The sequence below is a fragment of the Trichococcus sp. TS_SC_9 genome, from assembly GCF_056156325.1.
In genome coordinates this window covers 246,753-265,285 of the sequence record NZ_CM149591.1, presented here as the reverse complement: position 1 = coordinate 265,285, position 18,533 = coordinate 246,753, and the positions used below count along the sequence as shown (strand labels likewise).

Below are 18,533 nucleotides of genomic sequence, written 5' to 3'. Positions count from 1 at the left end.
TAAATCAGCGGACTAAGAGAGGAAGGCTGGGATTCAATGGACGATAATAGTAAATACAGAGAGCTCTTCTTTGAAGAAACGGATGAACATCTGCAAAATTTAAATGATCAAGTTATGGAGTTGGAAAATGATCCGGAAAAAGTAAGCATTTTGGATGAGATTTTCCGTTCAGCACATACGCTTAAAGGTATGGCCGCTACTATGGGCTATACAACCATGGCGGAATTGACGCACAAAATGGAAAACGTGTTCGAATTGCTCAAAACGGGCAAGCTAGTTGCAGATGAAGGGATCGTTACGTTAATATTCGATTGTCTGGATATGCTCTCCACTATTGTGGAAGATCTGAGAGCTGATAACGAAGAGGAGCACGAAACTTCAACGCTAAAAAACAAATTGGACAATCTTTTGGCAATCAAAAAAGCAGAATCAAAGAATGGGCCAGTCAGCGAACCCACTTTAAACGAGAAGACGGTTGATGATTCAAATTTTGCATTGGGAAAACTTGATTCCTCAGATATTTCGGTCATTCGCGATGCCCATGAGAAAAACTACCATGCCTTTTTTATCAAGGTCAGCCTCGATGAGACTAGCATGATGAAAAATGCCAGAGTTTATGTGGTCATCAATAAACTGGAGAAGAGCGGAGATATTCTTTATTCCGATCCTGACGTTGTGACGATGGAGAATGAAGATTTTGGGAATGAGTTCACCATCGTCTACCTGACTAAGACAGAAAAAATGGCTGTCGAAGAACAGATTCTGGAAATTAGTGAAATAGAAGGCGTATTCATTCGCGAAATAATGGCAGAAGACCTCAATGCAGAGACTGCTGTCGTCGAAGCAGTGCTTCGTCCTGAAGCAGATGAACACAATGCAGAGACCGAAATAAAGACAACAATTATAGCTAAGCCGAAACAAGCCATGAATCATAGCAACACGATGAATCAGTCGATACGGGTTGACATCGAAAAACTAGATTCCTTTATGAATCTAGTGTCGGAATTGGTCATCTATCGTACACGCTTGGAAGAGATAAATGAGGATTTGCAAAGGCCAGAACTGCGTGAGCCATTGGAACAAGTGAGCCGGATTGCGACGGATCTCCAGGACTTGGTGCTCAAAATTCGGATGCAACCGCTCAGCGTTGTCACCAATCGCTTCGGCAGAATGATCCGTGACTTGAGCAACGAGCTGGAAAAAGATATTGATTTGGTTATCGAAGGTGATGAAACGGAATTGGATAAGACCGTCGTATCAGAACTGGGTGAGCCACTTATCCATCTACTGAGAAATGCTGTGGATCATGGAGTAGAAAAGCCTGAAGCCAGAACCGCAAAAGGGAAGAACCCAAAAGGAACCATCCGAATAACGGCATATCAGGAAGGGAACAGAGTTTTCCTGACAGTTTCCGATGATGGCAAAGGGGTGAACCCGTCAGTCATCAAAGAAAGTGCTGCCCGAAAAGGGATCGAAACCGACCATTTGTCGGATAAGGAAATCCAACAATTGATTTTCCATCCAGGTTTCTCAACTGTAAAAAACGTGACCAACATTTCAGGACGGGGCGTTGGCATGGATGTTGTGAAGCAGAAAATCAACGAGCTGGGCGGTACAATTGAGATCATCAGTGAAGTCGATAAAGGAACCGCATTCAGGATGAGTTTGCCGCTGACGTTGTCGATCATCCAAGCCCTGCTTGTTACAGTTGGGACGGAGCAGTTTGCGCTTCCGCTGGGAGTTGTCAGGAAAGTGATTCGTCCGGAATCGGAAGAGATTGTCCATACGCACACCGGTGAGGTATACTATTTTGAAGATGAGACGATTCCGGTCATTCGCCTGCAAGATAGTTTGGACATCCACACCGGAGTAGAAGAAAAACCTTATCTGATAATTGTAAAAATTGATGAGCGCCTTTACGCTTTGACAGTGGATAATCTGATCCGTCAACAAGAAATTGTCATAAAAGAATTAGGCAAAGAACTGAAAAATATCAATAAGTACTTAGGTGCAACCATAATGGGGAACGGGAATATCATTTTGATTTTGGATATCACCGCAATATGCAACGAAAGAAATGTGGCTGTCTATGTATAAAGATTATTCAGAGATGCAATTGGACATCATAACTGAGTTTTTTTCGATAGGTGGAGGGAATGCAGCGACCAGTCTTTCACAGTTGATCAATCACCCTGTCGTAATGACGGTGCCATTGGTGGAAACGATGGACTATTCCGAATTGTTTGAAGGGATCATGTCCGATGAGAGCAGCGTGAATGCTGCAATTACAATGATTCATGGAGAACTGGAAGGCGCGTTTTTGTTTGTGATCAGGGATGATGAAGCCGACAAACTGGTGTCATTGATGCTGGGTGAGACACAGGGCGATCATGAAATGGCCGCGTCCGCTTTTATCGAATTGGTCAATATTATCGTCAACACCTTTTTGAATGCAATTTCGCAAGTGTTTGATGTGACCGTGACGACAGGCATCCCATTCATGATAGAAGACATGTTTGGCGCGATCATTAGCAGTATCTACATGGAGCAAGGTGTTTATGAAGAAAATCTGTTCATCATAAAGAATGAATTTTCTTATTTGGGAGAACGCCTGGATGCCTCTTTGTACTTTATCCCAAAGCAAGGCGTTTTAGATGAACTATTAAATGGAATCACAACTGAAAAGGAGAATTGACTATGGCAAAAAGTGTAATGATTGTTGATGATGCAGCATTTATGAGGATGAAACTGAAGGACATTCTGGAAAAGAATGGGTATAGTGTCGTAGCGGAAGCACAGAATGGTATCGAAGCTATCGAAAAATATAAAGAAGTGCGTCCGGAAATTGTGACGATGGACATTACGATGCCGGAAATGGACGGGATCGAAGCCTTAAAAGGAATCAAAGTGATCGATGCCAATGCGAAAGTGGTTATGTGCAGCGCCATGGGCCAACAAGGTATGGTAATGGATGCCATTAGAGCAGGGGCTGCCGACTTTATCGTAAAGCCTTTCGACACAGATCGCGTCATCAAAGCATTGGATAAAGTAATTTAATCAGGAGGGCAACATGCAAATAATCGTCTTTACTTTAAAAGAAAAGTATTATGCTATACCTACTGAAGATGTCGAAGAAATAGTCAAGGAAATGCCTTCTACCCATGTGCCGAAAGCCCCGTACTGGGTGGAAGGATTGATCAATATCCGTGGCAATGCCATCACTTTGATTAATTTGTATAAATTACTTAGTAAAACTAGTGAAACAGAAGAACTGTGTTACAATAGTATCATCATTTTGAAGAACAACGATAAAAAAGTTGCTTTTGCGGTGGACTCTGTTGAATCTGTTTCGGAAATTGATTCAAACGATATACAAATGACTGACTACACGAATGCAAAGGAAGTAGCAGGCATCATCAGATTAAACAACAAAATGATTAGTTTAATAAGTATGGAAGCATTATTTTCTATAAATGAGGGGTAAGCGTGAGTAAAGTTCTATCTCAACAGGAAATAGATTTGTTGATGGAAAGTGTGAAAAGTGGAGAAATTGACACGGAACTAGTAGAGGAAGCTGAGCCCGTTAAGATTAAGGCATATGATTTCAGAAGACCGGCACGGCTTTCGAAAGAATATATGACGACTCTAACGATGTTGCTCGAAGAATATGCTAAGATTACAAGTAACTTAATAACAACTCAGGTACGTTCAAATGTTTCGCTGCGTGTTGCTTCGATTGAACAAATCAGTTTTGATGAGTTTTTGCATTCTGTTCCTTACTTTACTTTGATGGGGCTATTCCGCTCAGAACCACAAGAAGGGATGCAGATTGTCGAGATTAATTCTCAAGTTTGTCTGCAGTTATTGCAGTTGTTATGCGGCAGCCCGGATACAAAACTATCAGATTCAGGAAATGGCAAAGACAGCTTTACAGATATCGAGATTGCCATTTTGGAAGAAGTGGTAGGCAATTTTGGCCATGCGTTACAGCTGGCCTTCAAAGATATCGTAGAACTGAACGTTAAAATGGAAGCAATGGAAACGAATGCACAGCTGCTGCAGTCGATGTCCCCCAATGAACCTGTTATCATGACTACGTTCATCATTGAATTATTGGAGGACCAGACATTCATCAATTTGTGCATTCCGTATGTTTTTTTTGAGAGCATGTTGGAAAAATTGAGTTTTCGTAATTGGTTCCATTCAGGCCGTACGACAGATCCGTCAGACAAAGACAATTTGACTAAAAATCTTCAATCTGTTCCGGTGTCCGTAGAAGTTTTGCTTGGGAAGACGAACGTATCGATGGATAGTTTTTTACAATTAGAGTTGGGTGATATCATCACCTTAGATAAGCCCACACACGAGCCGTTGGTCATGTCCATCGAGAATATGCCAAGTTATTTGGTGAAACCTGGTGTACTAGGGAATAAAATGGCGGTTGAGGTATTACACTATATCGGAGGAGACATTGATTAAATGAGTACGGAAAAACTAACACAAGAAGAAATCGATCGCATGATGAGTGAATTAACCCAAGCGCCAGTTGCCGCATCCGCAGCCATCAGCCAAATGGAGAGCGATATTATCGGAGAAGTTGGTAACATCTCTATGTCCCAAGCGGCTACGACATTGTCCGAAATTTTAGGCCATAAAGTGCACATTACCACACCAAAAGTATTCGTCAAAAGTATTCGTCAGGTGATAGATGCCGCTGTCAAACCTAAAATTATCACCTCGATTGGCTTCAAAAAAGGTTTGACAGGGAATAATCTCTTGCTGATGGATGCGCAAGATTCCGTGATCATTGCCAATTTGATGATGGGTGGTGATGGCCAAGTAACCAGCACAGAATTAACCGAATTGGAACTGAGTGCGGTTGGTGAAGCAATGAACCAGATGATGGGTTCTTCCGCGACGGCTATGGCGACCATGCTGGGGAAAATGATCGATATTTTGCCTCCCGAAGTTCATTTGGTTGATGACAAAGAACATTTTGTTGTGGATATCGGTGTGGATGATTTGAATGCGGATGTCTGTCTGATTGCATTCCAACTGGAAGTTGAAGGCATTCTCCAGAGTGAAATCATGCAAGTGTTCACAATGGACGCAGTCAAAGAGATCACGGAAATCATGTTGGCGGATCAAGGGGAAGTGATTGCGCCAGTTGAACGAAAGCACGAAGAGCGTCCCGTGCAGCCTCCTTTGCAGCCCGAAGCTGATGTGGTTCCGATTCAAAAACCAGCTTTTCAGGAATTGCACAAATCCGATAGACAGCATCTTCCGCAAAATTTGGAGCTGATACTGGATGTTCCGTTGGAATTCAGTGTGATGTTGGGAGAAAGCAAGAAAACGATCAAAGATATCCTGTCGTTAGGCACGGGCTCCGTTGTGGAACTGAACAAACTGACGGAAGAACCTTTGAGCATCTATGTGAATGGCAAGCGGATTGCTGAAGGCGAAGTTGTAGTGATCAACGAGAATTTTGGTATCCGTATCACGAACATACTTAGCAAAGAAAAACGCATCGAAACGTTATAGGAAGAGAAGGGACCAGCTCATGACTCAATGAGCCGGGCACTTCTTTTTTTTATGGCCTTACCGGTAGCTGGGTATCGGCTGTTCAGCGGTTTTCGGTATCCGTTCAGTTGACAGATGCGTGATCTCTCGACAGTTCGGGAAATCGTCCTGGGCGAACAGCCAACAGATGAATCAAAGGAGGTGCCTCCATATGGGCCCACGTTTGCTCAGCAGCTTCCTTTGATGATTATTTTGTCAATCTTCGGCTTTTCATGGATTTTGACTTAACTTTTCAGGAAAGTGGTCGACAATAGTGATGTGGATACAATAAGATAGATACATACTAATCAGTAAAAAAGGAGTGAATTGCATGAAAATCGGCAACGGCTATAATAGCTACCTTAAAGCGATTCAAAAAGACACATCACATAAAGAAATAATCAAGGCTGAACTGCTCAAACCAAGAGCAAATGAGGCAGCTGTAAAAGTAGAGATTTCAGAAGAAGCGAAGCGCTTGGCTGAAAAGACAATCGATAGCGCCCCTAGTGCCAAAGCCCAAGAGATAAAAGCAGCCATCCAAAACGGTACCTATAAAGTGAGTGCCGAAAAAATTGCTGCAAATATAATGAAAGCAATGGAAGAACAAGGAGCTGGCTCAGAATAATGGAAACCAGACAAAATGGCTTATCGTTGTTGCTAGCACTCAAAGAAACCTTGCAGCGTGAAAAGAAAGCTTTGATGGCGAATGATAGTGTTGCATTCAATAATAGTGTCACCGAAAAGCAGGCTTTTTTGTCCCATTTGGAAGAAGCCTCTTTTGAAGAATGTAACCGTGTTGCTATCGAAAAAGAAGTAAACGAAATAAAGGAGCTGCAGGAATGCAATCTTTTGTTGACAAAACAAGCAATCAGTTATCATGACAGCATTTTGGATGCTTTAACGGATGGGATGGAAAAAAGCTCCCGGACATACTCCAAGAAAGGACAACTGTCTCCTTCCAAAAATGTAGGTCTGTTCAATCAATCAGTATAAGGTGGAGGTATCATGTCAGGATTATTTGGAATACTAAACGCAGGAACGAACGGCATGAGCGCAGCTCAGGCGGCAATGCAAACAACTAGCAACAACATTTCAAACGCCAATACGGATGGCTATTCCAGACAACGGGTGAATTTGGTTACGAGCAACCCTTATACACTATCGGGTGTTGGACAACTCGGCACAGGCGTACGCATGGAATCTGTCACTCGGATTGTTGACGATTATTTAGTGAAGCAAACTTTCACGGAAAATGCTTCCTTGGAAAAATTCACGCAAAAAGCGGATGTGTTGGGTGAACTGGAATCTGTTTTCAATGAGCCTTCTGAAACGGGACTCAACAATAAACTGACTGAGTTCTATGAATCTTGGAAATACTTGGGAAATAATCCCGAACTGACAACTTCCAAAACGATGGTCAGTCAACAGGCACAGACGCTGACAGATACAGTCTCGCATATGGGTGCTCAATTGGACAGCCTTCAGGAAGGTACTGTGCAGGCGATTTCAAAGAAGGTCTTGGACTTTAACACGAAAATCGAGCAATTGGAATCAATCAACACGCAAATATTCTCCGTTATCTCAAAAGGCGAAATGCCGAATACATTATTGGATCAACGGGATCAATTGGTGGGAGAACTCTCGGGAATCACTTCAGTGGAAGTGAAAACGGATGCTTACCAACGTACTTTTATCAGCATTGATGGTGAAGAAATACTTGGAGCAAATAAGCGCCAAGTATTGAGTGTAGCAATCGGCGACACTTCCGGTGGCGGCTCGCTTGTTTCCACTAACGGCAGCACGGCGAAAACGGTCGAATCATCCGAATCTTTCCCAGTCGGAACGTTGTTACTGAAGCAAACGGCAGAGGACGGGTCGTCCCAGTTTGCGGAGCTATCCAGTAAAAGCGGCCATATCAGCGGTTCACAGGAAGCACTGGTTGAGATTGATCGTGGAATCCAAGAATTGAACCAGCTGGTCTCGACCGTGGCAAAAGCGGTCAACATAATCCATAGCGACAATGGCACCGGGATTCCCTTTTTTGATCTAGGTGATGATCCGGATAATGTCGTTTCCAATTTTAAAGTGAATTCTGCCATCACGGAGGATCCAAGCAAGATTGTTTCAGGCAAATCGCTTGCGGGTCAAATAGCCGGTGATGGTTCGCGGGCGCGTGCCATTTCCGATATTCAATCAGCCGCACTCAGCTACGCTTCGGAAGAGCCGCTTGCTTTTGATGCGGACACGATGAAGATTACAGCGCAGACCAACGGCACGACTACTGCGGATTCGTACAATGACATTATCACTCGAGTGGGGATTTCGAAGCAACAGGCCGACTTCATGATGGAGAACCAAAACGAAGTAGTTTCTTTCCTGGAGCAAAGAAAGAGTTCCATTTCAGGTGTTTCCATCAACGAAGAGGTTGTGAACATCATGAAATTCCAAAGTGCGTTTCAGGCAAACGCTAAGGTGTTGGCTGTCACCTCCGAGATGCTGGACACTTTGATCAACCGGACGGGGGTATAAAATATGCGCATAACGGATAGAATAACTACAACGAACATGATACAAAGCATTAACCGAAGCCAAGGCAAGTTGGAAAAATACAACAACCAATTGTCTTCGATGAAGGAAATCAGCAAGCCTTCCGATGATCCACTGAGGGTATCGCAGATCATGAATTTAAACAACAGCCTGATCCAGAATGAGGAGTTTTCCGTAACGATTGCGGACACTACCGATTGGACCAACATGCAGGATTCCGCGTTGGAAAATGCCACCAATTCACTCAGACGGATCACGACCCTGATTCAGTCGGCTTCCACCGGAACAATGTCGGATTCGAACCGCCAAGCTATCAAAGCCGAAATGGAAACCGAAATCAGCACAATGATCGACTCATTAAACACGAATTTTGGCGGCAAGTATGTATTTTCCGGCATGAACACGACTACGAAACCATTCGAAATCAGTCGGGATGCTGCAGGCGCAATGACCGGTATCCTTTATCAAGGAACGCAGGACGAGATGGATGCAGACGGAAACGTCATCCCAGTAAAAGCCGACTTATCCCGCACAATCGCGACAGGTGTGGATGTCTCGCTGAAAACGGATGGCAGACAGCTGATGAATGAACAGGAACAGGGCACACCTGCAGAAAAAGATGATCTTGGTACGTTTCTTGCGGATGCACTGAAAGCTCTGGATGCGAATGATACCGAAGCCCTCTCTGGAAAATTGTTGGCACGTTCAAACGTGGAGACTGAGAATGTCGTCAATATGCGGACCGAAATCGGGGCTATCTCCAATCGTCTGAAATCTGTCCAAGAGCGGAACACCTCCGAAAACATCAGCCTCCAGTCGATCCGTTCCAACAAGCAAGATGTGGATCTGGCCGAGAAGTATATGGAATTCACGATGGAACAGCAGGCATTCCAAGCGGCGCTGTCAATGGGCACCAAAATTCTCCAGACCAATATTTTAGACTATCTTTAGATAGTCTATTTTTTTTTTTGAAATTCATCAAAATAATGCTTAACTATTTCAGACCTGCTCCGATTATATAGATATAGGCAAGGCCTTAACAAAACGAAAGCACACTAGGAGGAAATACACATGAGAATCGGAACAAATACAGCAGCAATGAATACATATTCAAACTTGAAATCAGCTAACGCTTCAAAAGCAGGTTCATTGGCAAAATTATCTTCAGGCTTGCGCATCAATAAAGCCGGGGATGACGCAGCTGGGCTTGCAATTTCTGAAAAAATGAAAAACCAGGTGAGCGGATTGACGCAAGCAAGCCGCAACGCCCAAGATGGCATCTCACTGATCCAAACAGCCGAAGGTGGTTTGAGCGAAACACATAGCATCCTGAACCGTATGCGCGATCTTACTGTACAAGCAGCGAATGATACCAATTCGACTGAAGATAGAACAGCTATCAAGACTGAAATTGATTCATTGAACGAAGAAATTGATCGTATCTCAACAGACACTAAATTCAACGGTAAAGCACTTCTTGACGGAACAGCGGGAGCTGCTGTTAATATCCAAATTGGGGCCAACGCATCCGATGCAGCGCTTACGTTGGATTTGAGTACTAATTTTGACTCTGCAACTTTAACTTCAGGTACAGTAGATGTAACGACTGCTGCAGCAGCTAATACTTCATTAACAGCACTGGACACTGCTATCCAAACGGTATCCGATGCGCGTGCTACATTCGGCGCTCAACAAAACCGCTTGGATCACACAATCAACAACCTATCCACAACAAAAGAAAACTTGTCTGAAGCGAACTCACGTATCACGGATGTTGATATGGCTGAAGAAATGACTTCATTCACTAAATCAAACATCTTGGCGCAAGCTGCAACTTCTATGTTGGCGCAAGCGAACCAAATGCCACAATCTGTTCTTTCCTTATTGCAATAAGCATTTCCGATCAAAGGCCGGCCATATGGCTGGCCTTTGATTGCTTTATAGGACCAAAAATATTATCATGTCGTAAAGCGGCACCATTCTGCTTCAATAATTAAAACCAGAACCTAACAGCCATGCTGTACGGAACGGAGTGAAAAAATGAGTGTATCAAGCAGCATCAATTTTTTGGGTTCCTATTCAGGGATCACCTCTGAAACGATCGATTCCTTGATTGCCGCGCAATCCGGCAAACTGACCCAATACAATAACCAAAAAGAATCCTTGACCAAAGAAAAAACAGCCTGGTCGGACATTCAAACTAGATTAACGAACCTGAACACAAAGATGGATGCCTTGATGGATTCAAAATCTTTCTTTTCAAAAAAAGCAGGGAGCTCCGATGAGACAAAACTCGCGGTGACCGCTGAAACAAATGCCGTTCCCGGCAAGTATGAAATCACAGTCGATAGATTAGCGACAGCTTCACGGTTGACTTCCGGACAAATACTGGCGTCCGATCAATCCACCACCACAGCATTAGGCTTCGAAGGCACCTTCAAGCTATCGAGTCAGGATACGAGTGAAATTGGCTCAAGTAGTCCAACGACATTGAAACAAGCGGATATAACCGTTGCCAGTACAGATACCTTGAAGGACATCATTATCAAGATCAACGCAACAACGAAAGATAGTGGCATTTCCGCCACCATTATCGATGGACGCTTGTCGCTTACCGATGCGCAGATGGGCGATCGTACGATTTCGGCGACAAGCACATCCGATTTGGCTGATAAACTGGCCTTGAACCTTGCCGCGACCGGTGCCGCTAAAGCCACATTAGCAACCGGAAACACAGCCAAAATTATCGTTAACAACATGATTACGTTGGAACGGAATACCAATACCATTACCGACGCGATCGAAGGCATGATGCTCAATCTGAAAGGGACCACAGCGGGATCTTCGGTATCCGTGTCGGTGGCGGATGATACAGACAATACACTGAAGGTCGTAAAGGATTTCGTCGAGCAATACAACTCGGCAGTGAGCTTTGTCACTGAAAAACTTTCGGTCGGCAATCCATCTTCCGAGACCAATGTGGCAGGAGCGCTCAGTGGTGACAGTACTTTGATGCGTCTACAATCCAGCCTGAGACAAATGCTGACCGGCGGGGTTGAAATACAAAAAGCAGACCCTTCCGACCCGAACGAAATACAAAAATACGATTTTATCGGTTCGCTCGGCATATCGATCGATCGCTATGGCAAAGCCAGTATCGATGAAACCAAACTGAAGGAAGTCATCACAAAGGAACCCGATAGGGTTGCTGGCTTCTTCAGCAGAAGCATTTCAGTTGACGGAACCACAGAAAAGAAAAAAGTCGGCCTGGCCGAAAAACTGCAGACAGTAGTAAACAGTTTTGTCGATTCCAAAGACGGCATGATCACCGCTAAAAACAAGACTTACGATAAAGCTGTGGAGGACATTGCCAAGAAGATAGAATCGTTCAATGAACGGATGGAAGCGCAGCGAGCGCGCTACGTTAAGACCTTTACGGCTTTGGATACGGCGATGATGCAAGCCGAATCGCAAATGTCTTATCTGTCGAGCCAGTTAACGAGTTCCAATGACTAATGATCACTGAGGAAAGAAGGTGTCGTGAAAGATGCAGAACGCAGATTTCGCTAAGGAAAGATTGGATATTTTACTAGAAATGAAACAATTATTTGATTCATGGGATGGCACAGCGACACACGGAATCAAAGTGATCGAAAATAATAAACGACATATCGCTTCTCTGCAAATTTTGGATAGCTTTGAAGGTATGAGCCCCTTTTCCAAATCAGAAAATGAATTACTCATTCAGGTTATTCAAAAACAGAAACTTGTGATGTATACTTTAAGAAACAGTAAGGAAGAGCTACTCCAGCAAGCAAAACAAGTAAATCAAAAAAGTCGTATCATTGAAAGTTATTTATTCATGAATAAATCGCCGGTTTTTGTTGATAGGGGCATGTGAATAGGAGAGAAAAATGTATAACAGAAATAAGCAGAATGTTTATCTGCAAAACCAAGTCTTGACTGCAACGCCAAAAAAATTGATCATCCTGCTTTACGATGGCTGTATCAAATTCATGAATCTGGCGGAACTGGCGATTCTGGACAATAAAATGGAGAATGCGCACACTAATCTGATCAAGGCCCAAAATATCGTTATGGAACTCAAGGGAACATTGAATTTTGAAGATGGAGCAGCCATCGCGGAAGAACTTGATACGATATATGGGCATATCCATGCAGCGTTGATAAAAGCGAACATAGAAAAAGATGCGGATCAAGTGAAAAAATGTTGCCTCATCATGCAAGATTTAAGAACATCATGGGTTGAAATTTAATCAGAAAAAATTGAAATAGAGGATGCCTCGCGCATGCTCTATTTTTTTATTAAAATTTCTCGATAGAAGATTACTGCATAAAATTATATAAATTATAATCAGTTGAAATATTGTAAAAAACGCTGAAATGTCAAGGTTTTTATTAATGAAAGTAGGGTTGTTAAATTAATATTGCTAATATATAATGAGTTAGATTGATGAAGTGAATGTGACTAAAGTGTGAACGAAATGTAACGTAAAGTGGGGTACGGAATGAACGATATAAATTACAATTTGCTTAGGAATGCATTGAATGCTGCTTCTACACGGCAAGAGGTTATTTCGAGTAATATAGCAAATGTTAATACAGACAACTATAAAGTGGGGCAGGTTCAATTCGAATCACTTTTGGATCAAGCAAATCAAAGTCTGTCCATGAAACAAACGAACGGCATGCATATTGGCTTCGGCGATTTGTCTCAAATCGATCCTCTTGTGACAAAAAGAACAGATACTGCGGTCAAAGAAAATGGGAACAACGTGGATATTGATATGGAGATGGCAAATCAGGCTCAAAATAGTCTGTACTACAATGCGCTTGTGACACAATTGAATGCAAAGTTGGGGCTTCTGAATACTGCGATATCCAGCTGATAAATGAAAGGGGTTAAAAGAACGAATGTCTATTTTTGATTCCTTGCACATCAACTCAAGCGGGCTTAGTCTGGAACGGTTGAAGTTGGATGTCATATCCACGAACATAGCGAATGTCAACACGACTCGAACGGAAGAAGGCGGTCCGTATTTGAAGAAGACCGTTTCTTTCGAAGAGAGCATAAAAAGGACGACGACTCCTGGACTGAATGGTTCGACAGAAAAGAGCTTTGGTGTACGCCCAACGGCCATTGATTCGGATGAAACGGCCGTCATCAGGGAGTATGACCCAACACATATAGACGCAGATGAGAATGGATATGTCACCAAACCGAATGTCAATATGGCAGACGAGATGGTAGATATGATGCTGACGATGCGTACCTACGAAGCGAATGCTACGGCGTTGGAAGCAAGTAAAGATATGCTGAAGCGAGCGCTGCAAATTTCAGCTGATTGATCAATAAATGAGTGAATGGAGAATCATATGGCTATCAGTTTACCGACCTATAATTTAGGCAACAGTCCCACTAGCAGCACGCTTACATCTGAAATCAGCTCATTAAGTGCAATGACTGGCATTCAGAGCGAAAGTGATACAGCATCGTTTGATAATCTTCTGGGTAAATCAATGGCCCTGTTGAGCGAAACGCAGAATGCCTCCGATGCGGCAACACAAAGTTTAATCATTGGAGACAACGAGAATCTGCATGATGTGATGATAAAAGCCACTGAAGCGCAGTTGGCTCTTGATTTAGCAGTTCAGGTCAGAAATAAAAGTCTGGAAGCATTCAATGAAATCAAAAATATGCAATTTTAATGATAGGCAAGGGGAATAAGCAACATGAATCAATTGAAGAGCACGATGGGGGCGATTCGAGAAGGATGGCGCGGACTCAGCACTCAAAAAAAGGCAGGACTGATTACTGCGCTCCTATCAATATTTCTTCTTGTTTCTGGACTCTCTTATTATTCCCAGCGCGTGGAATACACAACTTTATTTTCTGGATTGGAAGAGGCGGATGCTGGCTTGATCGTCAATGATCTGGAAGCAAAAGCGATCGCTTACAAGCTTGAGGATAACGGAAGAACGATTCTGATTGATGATACACAACTTGATAAATACCGTATTCAATTGGCTGTTGATGGGATGATGCCGGAGACCTCGACAGGTTTCGAAATATTTGATGAGACGAGCATGATGGCGACGGATGAAGACCGTAACATCATGTACCAGCGGGCGGTGACTGGGGAATTGGAACGTGCCATCACCTCTCTCCAATCCGTTGAGTCCGCCAAAGTTATCTTATCCATTCCAGAAGGAAGCGTCTTTGGGACGGAACAGCCGGAAGCCAGTGCATCCGTTGTGATTGCGACGAAAGGAAATCAACAGCTGTCTGCTACCACCGTTCAAGGAGTAGTCTCGTTGGTATCTGGTGCAGTAGAAAATCTACCTACCAACAACATAAAAATCGTCGACAAAAGCGGAAATATCCTAGGTGATGCGGCGATGGCAGGTTCGGATGAGTACTCTCCTGAGTTGGTGAGCCGTTACAATGCAATCGTAACGAATTATGAACAACAATTGGAACAAAAGCTACTGACGGCACTTGCTCCAATCTACGGAATGGATAATCTATCCGTCGCTTTGAATGCAGAGATGGACTTTGATTCTATGGAACAAGAAGCTGTAGATTATGGAGATGCGGCGATTCGAAGCCAAAATATTGCAGCTACCGGAGGGACCGTTGACGTGAATGAAGCGGCAGGTGAGACTGCAAATGATAACACGATAAACTCTGTCATCTCGGGAGAAGACGGGGGACAGTCCTCCTACGAACAAACGATCAATAATGAGTTGGATTCGACTACTACAGTCAGGGTAAGTGCTCCAGGAACGATAACGAGATTAACGGCTACTGTCATTTACAATGGTACATTGAGTAATGAACAACAAGTGCAACTTGATAACATAACGAAAGCAACCATCGGATTTGATCCAGGACGAAATGATCGAGTTGAAATCGAAGGTATCCCATTTGTGACTGCAGAAGCTGCCATAGAAGACGTTATTGAAAACGAAACAGGACTTGCCTATTACCTTAGAGAATATGGTTTGTATATTGCTGCGGGCATAGGTGGGTTGTTCATACTGTCTTTGATTGCTTTCATTTTCCGAAACAGCAAGGAAAAGAAGTACCGCGCTTTTGATGAGGAAATGGCTAATGCAGCACGCGCCGTTGAACAAAAAAGTATTACTCAGCCGACTTCTATAAGCAATCCGGAGGCGGATCAGTTTGATTTCAGTCAAAATCCTAAGTTCCAGCGGGATGTTAAGGTGAAGGCTTATGCGAAAGAGAATCCGGAAATGGTCGCGGATATGATAAAAATATGGATGAAAGATAAGTAGGTGTTATATAAGTGAGTGATGTAGCTGGAATCAAGAAGGCAGCAATTTTGCTTATCTCATTGGGTACAGAAACCTCCGCAGAAATAATGCGGCAATTACCTGAAAGTTACATTCAGAAAATAAGCTACGAGATAGCAAACATTGATTATGTCAATCCAGATGAAGTGGACGAAATCGCTACAGAGTTTTTGGAAATGGCACAAGCGAGAGAATATGTCTTAGATGGCGGGGTAGAGTATGCCCGCAACTTATTGAATATGGCATTGGGTGCACAGCGAGCCAAAGAAGTCATTGACATGCTAAATCAGATCCAATTACGGGAACGCCCGTTTGATATAGCCAGAAAAGCTGATCCGCAGCAGTTGACGAATTTGCTCCTGCACGAGCAGCCTCAGACAGTAGCATTGATACTGTGTTACATGCAGCCGGATAAAGCAGCGATGATTCTTTCCCAGTTTTCCATAGAAAAACAATCCGAAATTGCAGAAAGAATCGGAACGATCACGCGCACAACGCCTGCAGTAATAGAAAAAATCGAAAAAGTGATTGAGACGAAATTCTCGAGTTTTGTGGATAATGAAACAGAATCCGTGGGGGGCGTCCATACGTTGGTTGAAATCCTTAACTCAGTTGGACGAAGCACGGAGAAAAACATCATCTCCATGTTGGAAGAAAAACAACCGGAGTTGGCTAATGAAATCAAAGCCAAGCTGTTTACGTTTGAAGATATCGTCAGCCTAGAACGTGGAGATGTCCAAAAAGTTCTGCGTGAAGTGGACAATGACCAATTGGCTTTGGCTCTCAAAGGTGTATCGGAAGACATCAAGCAATTCGTATTTCAAAATCTATCCAGTCGTGCGGTCGAAACGCTACAGGAAGAGCTGCAGTTCATGGGACCAGCCCGTCTATCTGCTGTAGAAGAAGCGCAACAGAAGGTTGTCTCAGTCATCAGAAGGCTGGATGAACTGGGAGAGATTTATTTAAGAAGAGGTGAACAAGATGCCATCATCTCATAACGTCATTAAGTCGCATCAATGGAAGTCGGATGAAACGACTTCAGATATCGACACAAAATTATCTGTGAGCCAAAAAGCGGCATTGCTTTCCGCAACCAAAACGGGGATGAAAGATAACCGACAGTCAGATGCTTGCAAGCCTTTCGCTGCTCAAGCAGATCAGATCGGACTGTTGTTGCTGGAGGCTCAGGAAGAACGACAAAGCGTCATTGCCCAAGCTGTTGAGGAAGCAGATCTCATTAAGCACAAAGCAAAAGAAGAAGGGTTGCTACAAGGGAAAGAGTTGGGTATGCAAGAAGGCTTTCTTGCTGGCTATGAAAAAGGTCGGCAAGAAGGCTTAGAGACCGTATCCAACATTCGGGTAAGCATGCTGAAACAATTAAAAGAGACCGATACACTTGTATCGACCTATTACAAAGATAATAAAGAGGCGATTATTGAACTGGCTGCGCAGATGGCAGAACAAATCGTACACCAGTCGATTGACAGAGCTGACGAAACAATTATGCTTCTGCTTGATCCAATTTTAAAAAGAATGGAAAAGAATGAGCCATTCATTACGATTACAGTGCGTCAAGATGATGTTGAAACAATCAAATCAAACGTTGCCGAACACAAAACGGATGAGTTTACTGCGCGTTATGTTGTGTTGAGTGATGACACATTGGAAAAGAATGGCTGCATTATTGAATGTAGTCGATCCATCATCGACTTGCAGATAAAAAAACAACTTGCTGCAATTGTCGCAGATTTGAATGTTTTGGAAGATAATACCCATGTTTGAAATTCCTTTTGAAACATATCATAAACAAATAAAAAAAAGAAAATTCTATCTAAAGATGGGAAAGGTGAGTCAAGTCACTGGACTGATCATCAGAGTAGAGGGTCTGGAAGCTTTTATTGGTGAAGTTTGTGAGATTCAAATTCGGTCGACGGGGACCACAGTCTTGAGTGAAGTGGTCGGCTTTGTCGATTCAACCGTATTACTGATGCCACTTGATGAAATCGATGGAATAGGACCAGGCTGTTTAGTGCGTCCAACCGGAAAGACACTTCAGATTGAGGTCAGTGATGAGTTGTTGGGCACCACACTGGATGGTTTGGGAAGACCGATGGATCATAATAAGCAACTGAATGGTGTTCCCTTCAAAGTGAATAGGAGTGCACCAGATCCTTTCAGACGCAACAGAATAGAGCACGTCATCCCTACTGGAATTAAAGCGATTGATGGGCTGCTAACAATCGGCGAAGGACAGCGTGTTGGTATTTTTGCAGGTAGTGGTGTAGGGAAAAGTACCCTTTTAGGGATGATTGCACGGTACTGCGAGGCGGACGTCATTGTGATTGGTCTGATCGGAGAGCGTGGACGTGAAGTGTTGGAATTCATCGAAAAGGATTTGGGCGAAGAAGGCTACCGGAAATCTGTGGTCGTCTGTGCTACTTCAGATTCTCCTCCGTTAGTACGGCTTAAGGGTGCGTATGTTGCCACTGCAATAGCAGAGTACTACAGAGATCAAGGGAAAAAAGTGATTTTGATGATGGATTCCGTAACACGGGTCGCTATGGCGCAAAGGGAAATCGGATTGGCTACAGGGGAACCACCAACATCAAAAGGGTATACGCCGTCAGTTTTCACTGTGCTTCCGAAATTATTGGAGAGAAGCGGCATGTCCGAGCATGGCTCGATTACTGCCTTTTACACAGTACTGGTTGAAGGGGATGACATGAACGAACCCATTGCAGATGCGGTTCGAGGAATTTTGGACGGCCACATCATCCTCTCAAGAAAAATTGCCGCGGAGAATCAATATCCGGCAATTGATGTCCAAAACAGCGTGAGTCGTTTGATGAAAGATATTGTTCCGGAATCCCATAGCCGTGCAGCCGGAATGCTGAAAGAGAATATGGCCATTTATGCAGAAGCTAAGGACTTAATAGATGTAGGTGCCTATCGAAAAGGGAGCAACCCTGAAATTGATCGGGCTATTTCACTTGCACCCGTCATAAAAAACTTCTTGAAACAACGTGTGGATGAACCGCATTCTCATGATGAAATTGTGGCTACTTTACAAAATTTATTCAAATGATCAG

General features: G+C 43.4%; 21 protein-coding genes. All 21 read left to right on the top strand.

All coding sequences use genetic code 11. The features are described from left to right. The first annotated feature begins 36 nt into the window (after positions 1 to 36). Positions 37 to 2,097 carry a chemotaxis protein CheW gene (locus tag AC0J5I_RS01135; protein WP_475302415.1) on the top strand — a complete coding sequence of 687 codons (2,061 nt, stop codon included), beginning with the start codon at positions 37 to 39 and terminating at the stop codon, positions 2,095 to 2,097. Further along, complete coding sequence (locus AC0J5I_RS01130; protein WP_233436773.1) at positions 2,090 to 2,695, top strand: chemotaxis protein CheC; 606 nt, start codon at positions 2,090 to 2,092, stop codon at positions 2,693 to 2,695. Before AC0J5I_RS01135 ends, AC0J5I_RS01130 begins: the two co-directional genes overlap by 8 nt. Before the next feature lie 2 nt (positions 2,696 to 2,697). Further along, positions 2,698 to 3,057, top strand: a complete 360-nt coding sequence (locus tag AC0J5I_RS01125) for a response regulator (protein ID WP_107995669.1) — start codon at positions 2,698 to 2,700, stop codon at positions 3,055 to 3,057. Between the two features lie 13 nt (positions 3,058 to 3,070). After that, positions 3,071 to 3,484: a chemotaxis protein CheW gene (locus AC0J5I_RS01120; RefSeq protein ID WP_475302406.1), complete on the top strand. Its 414-nt coding sequence runs from the start codon at positions 3,071 to 3,073 to the stop codon at positions 3,482 to 3,484. 2 nt (positions 3,485 to 3,486) lie between these two features. Continuing rightward, on the top strand, positions 3,487 to 4,479 hold the full coding sequence (fliM, locus tag AC0J5I_RS01115) for a flagellar motor switch protein FliM (RefSeq protein ID WP_475302402.1): 993 nt from the start codon (positions 3,487 to 3,489) through the stop codon (positions 4,477 to 4,479). Further along, positions 4,480 to 5,541 (top strand): flagellar motor switch phosphatase FliY, encoded by a 1,062-nt coding sequence (fliY, locus tag AC0J5I_RS01110; RefSeq protein ID WP_475302397.1) that lies wholly within the window; start codon positions 4,480 to 4,482, stop codon positions 5,539 to 5,541. Positions 5,542 to 5,890: 349 nt separating this feature from the next. Next, entirely contained in the window at positions 5,891 to 6,184 is a 294-nt protein-coding gene (flgM, locus tag AC0J5I_RS01105) for a flagellar biosynthesis anti-sigma factor FlgM (protein ID WP_475302395.1), read from the top strand. Next, entirely contained in the window at positions 6,184 to 6,552 is a 369-nt protein-coding gene (locus AC0J5I_RS01100; RefSeq protein WP_475302393.1) for a hypothetical protein, read from the top strand. Before flgM ends, AC0J5I_RS01100 begins: the two co-directional genes overlap by 1 nt. Positions 6,553 to 6,564: 12 nt before the next feature. Continuing rightward, positions 6,565 to 8,088 (top strand): flagellar hook-associated protein FlgK, encoded by a 1,524-nt coding sequence (gene flgK / locus AC0J5I_RS01095; RefSeq protein WP_475302391.1) that lies wholly within the window; start codon positions 6,565 to 6,567, stop codon positions 8,086 to 8,088. A gap of 3 nt (positions 8,089 to 8,091) precedes the next feature. Continuing rightward, positions 8,092 to 9,057: a flagellar hook-associated protein FlgL gene (flgL, locus tag AC0J5I_RS01090; protein WP_475302388.1), complete on the top strand. Its 966-nt coding sequence runs from the start codon at positions 8,092 to 8,094 to the stop codon at positions 9,055 to 9,057. Between the two features lie 120 nt (positions 9,058 to 9,177). Beyond that, positions 9,178 to 9,999, top strand: a complete 822-nt coding sequence (locus AC0J5I_RS01085; RefSeq protein WP_475302384.1) for a flagellin N-terminal helical domain-containing protein — start codon at positions 9,178 to 9,180, stop codon at positions 9,997 to 9,999. 147 nt (positions 10,000 to 10,146) lie between these two features. After that, positions 10,147 to 11,622 carry a flagellar filament capping protein FliD gene (gene fliD, locus AC0J5I_RS01080; protein WP_475302381.1) on the top strand — a complete coding sequence of 492 codons (1,476 nt, stop codon included), beginning with the start codon at positions 10,147 to 10,149 and terminating at the stop codon, positions 11,620 to 11,622. A gap of 31 nt (positions 11,623 to 11,653) precedes the next feature. Continuing rightward, positions 11,654 to 12,007 carry a hypothetical protein gene (locus AC0J5I_RS01075; RefSeq protein WP_475302377.1) on the top strand — a complete coding sequence of 118 codons (354 nt, stop codon included), beginning with the start codon at positions 11,654 to 11,656 and terminating at the stop codon, positions 12,005 to 12,007. A 13-nt stretch (positions 12,008 to 12,020) separates the two neighbouring features. Then, entirely contained in the window at positions 12,021 to 12,383 is a 363-nt protein-coding gene (gene fliS, locus AC0J5I_RS01070; protein WP_475302373.1) for a flagellar export chaperone FliS, read from the top strand. A gap of 252 nt (positions 12,384 to 12,635) precedes the next feature. Further along, positions 12,636 to 13,016, top strand: coding sequence for a flagellar basal body rod protein FlgB (gene flgB / locus AC0J5I_RS01065; protein WP_475302369.1), 381 nt, complete (start codon positions 12,636 to 12,638; stop codon positions 13,014 to 13,016). A 25-nt stretch (positions 13,017 to 13,041) separates the two neighbouring features. Beyond that, positions 13,042 to 13,476, top strand: a complete 435-nt coding sequence (gene flgC / locus AC0J5I_RS01060; protein ID WP_475302365.1) for a flagellar basal body rod protein FlgC — start codon at positions 13,042 to 13,044, stop codon at positions 13,474 to 13,476. Positions 13,477 to 13,503: 27 nt separating this feature from the next. Continuing rightward, positions 13,504 to 13,836 carry a flagellar hook-basal body complex protein FliE gene (fliE, locus tag AC0J5I_RS01055; protein ID WP_475302361.1) on the top strand — a complete coding sequence of 111 codons (333 nt, stop codon included), beginning with the start codon at positions 13,504 to 13,506 and terminating at the stop codon, positions 13,834 to 13,836. A 24-nt stretch (positions 13,837 to 13,860) separates the two neighbouring features. Further along, positions 13,861 to 15,426, top strand: coding sequence for a flagellar basal-body MS-ring/collar protein FliF (fliF, locus tag AC0J5I_RS01050; protein ID WP_475302357.1), 1,566 nt, complete (start codon positions 13,861 to 13,863; stop codon positions 15,424 to 15,426). Between the two features lie 11 nt (positions 15,427 to 15,437). Next, entirely contained in the window at positions 15,438 to 16,442 is a 1,005-nt protein-coding gene (fliG, locus tag AC0J5I_RS01045; RefSeq protein WP_475302353.1) for a flagellar motor switch protein FliG, read from the top strand. Further along, on the top strand, positions 16,426 to 17,226 hold the full coding sequence (locus AC0J5I_RS01040) for a FliH/SctL family protein (RefSeq protein ID WP_475302349.1): 801 nt from the start codon (positions 16,426 to 16,428) through the stop codon (positions 17,224 to 17,226). Before fliG ends, AC0J5I_RS01040 begins: the two co-directional genes overlap by 17 nt. Continuing rightward, positions 17,219 to 18,529 (top strand): flagellar protein export ATPase FliI, encoded by a 1,311-nt coding sequence (fliI, locus tag AC0J5I_RS01035; RefSeq protein ID WP_475302345.1) that lies wholly within the window; start codon positions 17,219 to 17,221, stop codon positions 18,527 to 18,529. Before AC0J5I_RS01040 ends, fliI begins: the two co-directional genes overlap by 8 nt. Positions 18,530 to 18,533 lie beyond the last annotated feature (4 nt).